Below are 7,756 nucleotides of genomic sequence, written 5' to 3'. Positions count from 1 at the left end.
GCCGCCGCGCAAAGGAAGCCGTTCGTCAGCACCGTTATTACCCCAGAAGTTATCCCCAGCGTAGTCATCCGCTGTTGCGCCATCCTCCGGGAGAAGGGCCATCGCCTGCATATACTTCTTGGTGAAATCCGAAAGCCCCAGGGCTGTTGTGCTGGCAAAGAGGGCATTCCGGCTGCTGTCGCTCTGACTGGTGATTGTCACCGCCCACTGCCAGTGGTTGGAAACAAAGTCCAGTTTCACGCTACCAGCTGTGGTACCCTGGCCGTTCGGCGCAATGAAGAGGTCATTGTAATTGGTGGCGGCGGCGTTGATGGCCCTCCACTGGGTAGAAGCGGCGCTGGTATCGCATTCCGGATCGGCGGCATTGTTGTAAGGAATCACCTGCAGTTCGCCTTTGACCAGCCGCATCCCGGATACCCATTCCCAGATGTTGCCGTTCAAATCATAAATGCCGGAAATGTCCCCGGTATCGCTCCATGTGGCCGGTCCGGTGCCTGTGGCTACCCGGCAGGTTGCGCCGTTGTTATCCTTCGATGTGGGGATAGCGATTTTCAGCGTTTCGGACGCATCTTTCCCATAGTTGTTGTTGCCTTTGGGCATCGTTCCATTCTTCTTCGCCAGCAGGGCAAGGAACGCCCACTCCGCCGCCGTGATGAGATGGTGGCCGTCCCCTTTGTTTTTGCAAGCCTGCACCGAGGCATCGAAGGTGATGTAAGTGGTCGGGTCCTCGCCGGGGAGGCTGTATGCACGGTTGCTGTGAGTCTTTGCCTGGAATTTGCCGATGGCGATCTTGTCATGCTGGATGCCGTTGATCAGGAATGCGGGGTGGATGCTGCTATCCCCGCCTGCCAGAAGCGCACTCAGCGGCTGAGCAGCGCGTTCCACATAAACGCCGGGAAGCCCCCGGTCATCGGTGATCAGCTTATTGGTCGGGCAGACCATGGAAAGGGCCAGACCTGTCAAATCAAAATTAGCCATGATGTAATTCCTCCCTTACTGTTTTGCCAGCGGCAGATCATCCACGCTCCAAAGAATCAGGGTGACCTCGCTCATATCCAGCGGCAGTGCCTCACGCTTGACGCTGCTGCGGTTCTCGCCGTCCATCGTGCCGCCAGCGGCATCCTCACCCTCTGCGGCCTCGATCTCAGTTTCGACATAGGCGATGGGCGGGATTTCCACCTGAGCCACATAATAGCGGCCCTTGCCCACGCCGATCACCAGATTCCTATCCTCATCGGCGCAGATGTCCACCTGCACGGGCCAGTCCCGCTGGCGGGTGTCGCACCTGATGGAGAGGTCATCGTCCCCGAAGATGAGCTTGTTCCCGCTCTGCTTCCAGTCGATTTTGGTGCCGGTGTTCTTCTCGACCACCTGCACATTTTTCTTTGCGGTTGCCATTAGGTCATTCCTCCTTTGATTCTGACGGCCAGCGTTACGCTGGAACCGCTACCTGTGTATGCGATTTTAAAGCCGTTCAGGGCTTTGTCGCTGACGATAATTTCGCCCACCTGCCCATCGCTCTCCAAGACCTCAGCCTCTACGCTGTAAAACAGGTTTCGGCGGGTCTGGATCATGGCAACGGTGCGGGGGCTGTCCACGCTGGAGTTAAAGGGGTACCGCTGGGTATTGGTCAGGGTGATCTCATGCAGTTCCCCTTTGATTTCAGCATCCACGCTGGCCTCATGCTCATCGTTGTGGCGCTGCTGGTGGAAGTTCGCCCATGCGAGAATCTGCGCCGCCATGGTGGCATCCTGGATGCCATTCTCCATGTTGTTGAAGTTGGTCTGGTTTTGCGGAGTTCCTTCCTGGATGATTTCCCCCGGCACCTCTGTGTGGGTGAAGGTACCATCCGGATTTGAGGTTTCGCGGTAGCGGTCCTCGTATTCCGTCACCCGATCCTCCCATCTGGTTTGCCTGTACATGGTTTAAGTTCCCTCCTCATCTTCGTGCAGGTCGAATGTGAAGCGGTAGAGGACGCCCTCCTGCACACTTTCGATTTTGATGTCCTCTGCCTTTTCCGCCCAGAGCGCACCGCTTTTGTCGTAAAGCTGGACGGTGGTGATGGTCACTTCCTCTGTGGTTTGCGGGATGATGGGGAAGTAGACCGCCACCCTGCCATCCTTCATCCGTTCTTTGCGGCTGATCTGCGCCGTATGCCAGGTGGAGCCGAGGCGGTACCGGGCATAGGAGATGGTTCGCTCCGTGTACACCTTGTACCCTTCGATTGCCTTTTCGGTCAGCATTTTGCTTTGCCTCCTTTCCGAGATTTGGATTTACAGTAGGAAGTCCCGCATACCGGCACCCGGTAATGAAAGCCTTCCCCATCTGCCTCTGTGAAAAATGCGCCGGCCATTTCCACGCCGCCGGTCGAACGATCCGGGGTTGTCCCAGCCTCCATTTGGCCACTGGCCGGGGTGGTGTAGGGCCAGCCCTTTGCCGTTGCGGAGATTTTGATGCCCTCATCCTCTGGGGTGAGGGACATCGACCTTTGCGGCACAGTTCCCGCCTCTGCTTGTCCAGCTGGGACGGATGTGTACGGGTGACCCTTGCCCTCTGCATCCAGAAGGAGGCCGTGTTCCCGAAGCTCGGCGGAGGTAGAGCGCCGAGGCTCTGTCCCAGCCGCTGTGGCGGCGTAGGGCCAGCCTTTGGTGTCCGGCGTGACGGTTATCCCTCCATCACCTATGCCGCCCCCTGTGGAGCGCTGAGGGGCCGTCCCGGCCTCTATGCGCCCTGCTGCCTCGGAAGTATATCTGAAACCGTCAGTCACCGTGTCAACCTCTACGCCGCCATCCCCGAAAGCGGGACGGGTGGATCGGTTTGGCTGTGTTCCTGCAGGTGCAGAATCGTAAGGGTACCCATCTGCCTGTGGAGCAATTTCCACCCCGCTTTGCGCCACACCGCCGCTGGTACTGCGCCATGGAATGGTACCGGCCTCTGCCTGTCCGGCAGAGGCCGATGTGTAGTTCCATCCTTTGGCGGCACTATCCACCTGCAGGTCGCTGTGATCCAATCCCCCGCGGGTGTTGCGATAGGGCTGTGTGCCATTCATCGGGGCATCGTAAGCATACCCCTCGGCGGCAGTATCGATTTCCAGGTCGCTGTGTTCCAGCCCTCCACGGGTGCTGCGCCACGGGACGGTACCTGCATAGGGCTTGCCGGTCCAGGCGCTGCGGTATTGGTAGCCGTGGCCTTTGGTCTTAATGGTGATTCCGATATTGCACTGGTAAATGAGGCCGTCCATGTGAGCGGTCAGGCGCTTGCACTGGTTTACCGCCCTGCGGATTTCCGATGCGTTGGCTCGTTCCCTAAAGCGTGAGGTTTCGAGGATTACCTGGAAATGGTACGGCTCCCCGCCATAGGTGTACCATTCCTCGATGTAGCTGCCGGGGAACACGGTACTCAGCATCTCGTTGACTGCCTTGGGGGTTCCCATGATGCCGTAAAAAGCCAGCGTCCCTTTGATGAGCGCTCTTTTGGATTCGATGGAGTAGTTGTCCCGGTAAAAAGGGGAGCGCAGCTCCACGGCGAGATAGTCCAGAATCCTTTCGTCCAGGCTGTCAATGGCCGACATAAGGCGGGTGCGGTCTGCCAGCGCCATGATGCGCTGTTTCTCCTGCCGGATGGCATATCCGATGGAGATGGTTTCCGGGTTGTACCTCATGCTGTTGCTCAGCAGGTCAGTGATTTGGCCGTTGCGGAGGTCAGTCATCTTCCAGCCCCCCGTATGTCACCTTTTTGCTGCCCAGCCTTGCTACCTCTGTTTCCTGCACTGTGGCAAAGACCGGGGAGGTGAGCAGCACCCGTTTGGCCCCTGCTTCCCGCACCCGGCGGATCAATTCAGTCGGATTGATGTCCCTGCCGATTTCGGTCGTTTGCCAAGAGATGAAGTCCTGAATGGCGGCATCCACTCTTGCCTGTATGGCAGTTGCGGATGCCTGATTGGAGCGGGCGATGTAATAGGTCAGTTCTATGTCGAAGGGCTTTTCATCCGGTGCGGAAACGCTCACAAGGTCTGTCATGGGGCGAATACTTTCGTCCTGGTAGAAGTTCTCCAAGCCGCGGATTACTTCTTCACCCGGCATGGAGCCGTCCCGCATCAGGATGTAAATCACCGCCTCCCCTGGTTCAGGGCTTGTGGGAAGCACGGAGCCGATGTCGGTGTTGTAGGTCTTTGCCCAGAATGTATAAGCGTCCTGCGGCCCCGCCGTGCTGTACCCGGAGGGGGCGAGGTATGTCCGCTCTGCGAGGCTCAGGTCATCTTCGAGGTCTGTCCCCCCGGCGGTATCGGTGATATTTTCGATGCTCTCGACATAGGGCAGCGGGTCTACCAGAATGTTGATCTGCCCTTTGAGGAAGTCGTTGCCCCCTATGCCCTGAGTGGTGCAGACAGCCTCTGCATCCACATACTTGGAACCGGCGGCGGCTTCGGCATATTCCTCTGTTTGGAAGTACACGCCATTGCCATTGGTCAGCCGGGTACCTGCCGGGATACCGATGGCGTGATCCCTGGTTTCCGAGAGGGTGAAGCGGATCGTGGTTCTGGCCGCTGCCGGCCGCTGGCGGATGACACGCCGGTTCCCGGCGAGGTTGTCCAGAAATTCGCCGTAGCTGTATTTCAGCAGGTCCTGCTTCCCGGCCCTGTCCACATACTGCTCGATCTGGTAAAGGTCGAGGGCGATGGCGTACAGCTGAATCCGGGCCGGGTCTGCCGCTCCAAGGCTGACCGTCTTTCCGGTGACCTCTTTATATTTCTGCTCATAGTTGGTCACCAGCCTCTGCATCATTGCATCCAGCCTGTCCCCGTCAATGAAGGAAACATCCGGCAGGTCAAAGACCGACCTTAAAAGGCTATCTGGCATTTGCGATCACCACCTTTGCTTTCAGATGTCCGTTTGCGTCCGCCTCGAAGGTGACCTCTGTGACGATTACCCGCGGCTCCCAGCGCTCTACCGCCTCCATGGCCGCTACGGCAAAGAGGTTTTGCGCCAGATCCATCGGGTAGTCCAGGTAGGTGACATCAAGGCCGAAATCGCGGTAAAGGGGGCAGGTGCCTACCGGCGTTGTCAGGAGGGTCTGCACATTGCGGATGATCTCTTTGCGCTCTGCTTCGCTGCTGTCCCCGTAATTGAACGAGATTTCGATTCCTGACAAATCCATGCGGCTTTTCCTCCCCTCAGATGTATTCTTCCATGGTCACATTGACCTTTGCCCGTGCCAGTTCTCCCCGGTTGTAGACCACCTCCCATGCCTCGCTTAGATCGGTGATCCGCCACCGGTATCGGCCTACCCGCTTGCCGCCGACCACAAAGGCATAAACATCGCCCCTCTCGGCGTGTCTGGCCAGCATATCAAGGATGGCTCTCGGCCTCACGCCGTAGTTGCAGTCGAGGGTAATGGTGAAGGTCAGCTTTTGGAGGTTTGGCCGGAGGTATTCTGTCTGGTCTTTCAGGCCCATGCGGCTGTGCATTGCCCAGCTGGAGCCGACCGTGTGGTTCATGTCGCTGAAGGTCAGCACCCGCTGGTCGCTCACACTGAACACCACATCCGTTCCCCAGTTTCCGATAGCCATGAGCCGCCTCCTATTCCTTTGGTTTTGAGGTTTCACCGCCGCTGTCCCCATCGTGGATGTGTTTCTGCAGGCTGATCGTCCCGGCTATCACATCCCCAGTCACCTTGATGGCCGGGGTGTCTATGTTGATCCCGGTTTCCGCCTTGATTTCGATTTCCGGGACAGTGGCTTTTATTTTGGGTGCGGTGACCGTGATCGTGTCCGAAGTGATCACCGTGACCGCGCCGCTCTCGCTGATTTGGATGGCGGCATTTTCGCCCACCATGAAGGTCATGCTCTTGGTGGAGCCGAGTGTCATATCCCCGGCAATTCGCAGGGTGTAATCCTCCGATTTCTCATCGTATCGTTCCACCGCTTTTCCTGGGGTGTTGCAGTAATCCCGGCGGTCCAGGCCCTCGAAGCCCTCTATGGGCCTATGGCCATCGTGCCATACCGTCCCCAAAATAACGGCGGCGCAGGTGCCGTTGGAAAGGTGGGCCACCAGCACCTGTTCGCCTACCTCTGGATGCCAGTATTGCCGCCCCAGCACCAGGAAGGGCATCTCCGAGGTGGTGCTGTCATCCTTATCCTCGTAGGTGATTCTGGCGGTGCCGTTTGGGTAGTTAATGCTGGAGATTTTCCCGATTCTCAGGTAGTCCTTTTCCATGCGCCGCCTCCTATCCGGGATTGATCCAGTTGCCCGGAACCGTCTTTACTGTGCTGAGGTTCAGCATTCCCCCTGAAACATTGAACACCCAGTAGGTGCCGGGATGGCACATCCCGGTCGGATGTCCAGGCAGCGGCGATCCTGCCGCCGCCTCTGCGGCTGTGTAGTAGCCCTTCTTATCGCTGGTAACCGTGTACAGTTCCCCCTTTTGGGGTAGCCCTGCAGGTGTGCCGGGAGTTGAGCCTGAACCACCGCCGGAGGACCCGCCGCTTTGGCTGCCCTGCTTCTCTTTCTCAAAGTCGCAGGAAATGGAGGACGCCTCTGTGATGAGCGGCTCCACCAGCCGAAGTTCCAGGGCCATCTTATAACCGCTCCCCAGACTGTGGGTGATCTGCTCGATGAAGTATTTACCGGAAAGTCTTTTCAGGCCGCGGATTTCCACGCAGTCCGAAGCAATCAGCCCCGGCATGGCCATCATGGTGATGCTCATGGTGGTCATCCCCCGGTTCGCCTTGTTCAAAGCGGCCAGCGCTATTGCGGTCGCTTCAGTCAGGTTATCCGCCGGTTCGTTGCATTCGAGGATTCTGTCACCGCCCCCAGCGGTCACGGTGAAGGTCTTGTTTTTGTCGCTGTTGGTGTACTGGTACTTTACCCCGGTATAGGTGCCGGTGGTCTGGGTATTCCACGACCAGCCCGGTTCAAAGTCCGCCGGGGTAAGGATGGCCTTTGCCTTTTTGGCCTCATAGGTCCCCTCTGAAAAGACCACTATCCTGCTGTTGTAAATCTTCAGGGCGAGGCCGAATTTCTCCACCAGGCCGCAGTAAAATTCACAGTCATTCTGGTTATTTTGCTCGACCTTTTGAATGGCGATGTCGCTGGCATCGAAAAACAGGGAGATGCCGGACCGGTCTGCGATGGCCTGCCCGATTTCCTGCAGGGTGGTCTTTTCGTAGGTTTCCGTCCGCTTGGTGGCCTTGAATCCGCTGTTGTCAGCGGGGACTGCCACGGCATCCAGGCTCAGGCGGATAGGGCCTCCGGCAAAGCTGAAATCATCCACCCGGAAGGTACCGCACGGGAATCTGGAATTCTGCCCGTCCCCCCACCAGTTGAAGGTCTGGATGGTGGGCTGTAGCAGGTCCCCCTTTTGGGGGAACCATGCGCCAATCCATCGGTGATCCCGGTCGTTTATCTGGATGCTGATTTTATCGCTGGAGCCGGAGGCCACATCCGTGTACTGGAATGAAGCCAGATAGGGGGCAATCTGCCCGGAGGCGTTTGCGCCGTTGTAAAGCAGGGATACATTTGCCTGTCGCGGGAGCATACTATTTCCTCCATTCTGGCAGGTCATCGGTGGCGGTTGTTTCCTCTATTTCCGGGATGGCCACCGTCACCCCGGCGGGGAATACCTGATAATCGAGGAGGGGACGGTTTTCTCTGGCCTCCATCAAATCCTGCGCCCTCAGTACATTGCCATAAATCCGCAGGGCGATGGTGTCCCAGGTATCCCCCATGATGGTGCTTGTGGTTTTCATGGCTGCCCC

General features: G+C 57.9%; 11 protein-coding genes. All 11 read right to left on the bottom strand.

Going from position 1 to position 7,756, the window contains the following annotated elements:
- A partial coding sequence (locus C814_RS13480; RefSeq protein WP_016315895.1) for an SUMF1/EgtB/PvdO family nonheme iron enzyme occupies nucleotides 1–978 on the bottom strand: 978 nt, incomplete at its 3' end.
- A gap of 15 nt (nucleotides 979–993) precedes the next feature.
- The gene (locus tag C814_RS13475; protein WP_016315894.1) at nucleotides 994–1,398 is read right to left on the bottom strand and encodes a hypothetical protein; all 405 of its coding nucleotides are present in this window, start codon (nucleotides 1,396–1,398) and stop codon (nucleotides 994–996) included.
- Nucleotides 1,398–1,922, bottom strand: coding sequence for a hypothetical protein (locus C814_RS13470; RefSeq protein ID WP_016315893.1), 525 nt, complete (start codon nucleotides 1,920–1,922; stop codon nucleotides 1,398–1,400). Before C814_RS13470 ends, C814_RS13475 begins: the two co-directional genes overlap by 1 nt.
- A 3-nt stretch (nucleotides 1,923–1,925) precedes the next feature.
- Nucleotides 1,926–2,243 carry a hypothetical protein gene (locus C814_RS13465; protein ID WP_016315892.1) on the bottom strand — a complete coding sequence of 106 codons (318 nt, stop codon included), beginning with the start codon at nucleotides 2,241–2,243 and terminating at the stop codon, nucleotides 1,926–1,928.
- Nucleotides 2,237–3,709, bottom strand: a complete 1,473-nt coding sequence (locus tag C814_RS13460) for a phage tail protein (protein ID WP_016315891.1) — start codon at nucleotides 3,707–3,709, stop codon at nucleotides 2,237–2,239. The genes C814_RS13465 and C814_RS13460 overlap by 7 nt, the downstream gene beginning before the upstream one ends.
- A complete protein-coding gene (locus C814_RS13455; RefSeq protein ID WP_016315890.1) occupies nucleotides 3,702–4,859 on the bottom strand; it encodes a baseplate assembly protein in 1,158 nt (385 codons plus the stop codon). The genes C814_RS13460 and C814_RS13455 overlap by 8 nt, the downstream gene beginning before the upstream one ends.
- Nucleotides 4,849–5,157 (bottom strand): GPW/gp25 family protein, encoded by a 309-nt coding sequence (locus C814_RS13450; protein ID WP_016315889.1) that lies wholly within the window; start codon nucleotides 5,155–5,157, stop codon nucleotides 4,849–4,851. Before C814_RS13450 ends, C814_RS13455 begins: the two co-directional genes overlap by 11 nt.
- A gap of 16 nt (nucleotides 5,158–5,173) precedes the next feature.
- Entirely contained in the window at nucleotides 5,174–5,569 is a 396-nt protein-coding gene (locus tag C814_RS13445; protein ID WP_016315888.1) for a phage tail protein, read from the bottom strand.
- Nucleotides 5,570–5,579: 10 nt separating this feature from the next.
- On the bottom strand, nucleotides 5,580–6,215 hold the full coding sequence (locus C814_RS22340) for a phage baseplate assembly protein V (protein ID WP_016315887.1): 636 nt from the start codon (nucleotides 6,213–6,215) through the stop codon (nucleotides 5,580–5,582).
- Nucleotides 6,216–6,225: 10 nt separating this feature from the next.
- The gene (locus tag C814_RS13440) at nucleotides 6,226–7,536 is read right to left on the bottom strand and encodes a phage late control D family protein (protein WP_016315886.1); all 1,311 of its coding nucleotides are present in this window, start codon (nucleotides 7,534–7,536) and stop codon (nucleotides 6,226–6,228) included.
- A 1-nt stretch (nucleotide 7,537) separates the two neighbouring features.
- A complete protein-coding gene (locus tag C814_RS13435) occupies nucleotides 7,538–7,747 on the bottom strand; it encodes a tail protein X (RefSeq protein ID WP_016315885.1) in 210 nt (69 codons plus the stop codon).
- Between the last annotated feature and the right edge of the window lie 9 nt (nucleotides 7,748–7,756).

The organism is Anaerotruncus sp. G3(2012) (assembly GCF_000403395.2).
In the GTDB taxonomy this organism is placed as follows: domain Bacteria; phylum Bacillota; class Clostridia; order Oscillospirales; family Ruminococcaceae; genus Anaerotruncus.
The sequence above is the reverse complement of the archived record's forward strand: the minus strand, read 5'-3'. Positions and strand labels throughout refer to the sequence as shown.